At 34.2% G+C, this 1,510-nt stretch carries 2 protein-coding genes; one reads left to right on the forward strand and one right to left on the reverse strand.

Annotated elements, in window-relative coordinates:
* The coding region (locus AC061C_RS15745; protein WP_478291959.1) for a M23 family metallopeptidase at positions 1-857 on the forward strand (857 nt) is incomplete at its 5' end.
* A 231-nt stretch (positions 858-1,088) separates the two neighbouring features.
* On the opposite strand, the gene AC061C_RS15750 is transcribed toward AC061C_RS15745, so the two are convergent.
* The coding region (locus AC061C_RS15750) for a transposase (protein ID WP_478291960.1) at positions 1,089-1,510 on the reverse strand (422 nt) is incomplete at its 5' end.

The following is a 1,510-nucleotide window of genomic DNA, read 5'->3' on the forward strand; positions in this document are numbered from 1 at the left end:
GGGACGTTGTGGGCAATTTTAGAAAAACTGTGAGAAAAAACATCATTTTAATATCAATATTAGTATTTGCTTCTTGTTCAAGTTTGAGGAAACTTCCAAAAGAACATTACTATGAGTTCTTCTATAACTTCTATAGAGAATTCAAAAATGACACATTATCATTCCACATAAAAAATCCTCTTAAATGTCCGGTAAATGTTAAATTAGTAAAAGATTCTCTAAATCCAAATATCGAAAATTTATTTGGTCAGATAACTTTAAAGGAATTACAAGACACCACAGTCAACTTTATTTATCCAAAATTCAATCAAACCAATAACACAAAATATATTGTTAGATATGGAGATTTTAATAAAAAAATTGTGAAAAATCAAGTTTCTTACCCTTTCTCTGAAGGCAAAGAGTATAAAATCATTCAAGGCTACAACGGAAAATTCTCCCATAACAATCTATATAGTCAATATGCGATAGATTTTGATTTACAAGTTGGTGATACAATAACAAGTGTTGATAGTGGTTATGTAGTTGGAGTAATTGAAGATTACAAAGATTACGGAACAAGCAAAAAATGGTTAGAAAATGACAAAAGTAATTATATAACTATTTATCACCCACAAAGCGGAATCTATACCCAATATGCACATTTAGACCATAAAGGTTCTATTGTTAAGTTGGGAGATTTTGTAAGAAAAGGACAACCAATTGGTATTTGTGGTATGACAGGTTTTACAACAACACCTCATTTGCATTTTAACGTAAAAATACCAACAGATAAAAACGGATTAATATCAACGAAAATTGAATTTGAAAGTGGAATTAAAGGCGAAAATTTAAGGAAAAAAGACAGAGTAAAATAGAAAAACTGCCCACAACAGATAAGGTTTCGTTGCGGCTGCAAGCCGAACAATGAAACCTGTGTTGAACGGAACCGTTCATCGGCAGGAACTATGGAGTTATCGTAAAGTTTAGAGAGAGAATTTCAAGAGGCAAGTGTGCCTCTTTTTTTGTGGGGTAAAATCAAGATGGTTTTTACGTGTTTTCCTGTGCCAAAGTTTCGGGATTAGGCACACATGCCCTTACCCACAAAATTAGCTTTTATAGGGAATAGTGTTTTGGCCACCGCCAATATACCATCCCGACGCTTCGGGAGGTGGACCACGCTGGTCAAAAACCGCTATCCGATGTAAATTGCCCATTTTACAACACGGACATTTAGGTAAAAAAAGCTTCTTTTCTGCTTTTTCTAACACTTTTACTTTGAGTTTCTCTTGTAAAAGCTTTAGTTTTTGACGTTTCCATGTACTGCTCAAAAAACCGTAATGACGGATCTTGACAAAACGTTTGGGCAAAATATGCAACGCAAACCGCCGAATAAATTCTTGATGCGTCAGTGTCATCTTCTTTTTTGCACCTGCTACTCGGTAATCTTTGTAATCAAAAGTCACATTTTGAGCATCAATACTTTTAATTCTCTGGTTACTAATGGCGATTTTATGGGTGTAACGTCCCA

Source organism: Flavobacterium sp. GNP010 (genome assembly GCF_056428945.1).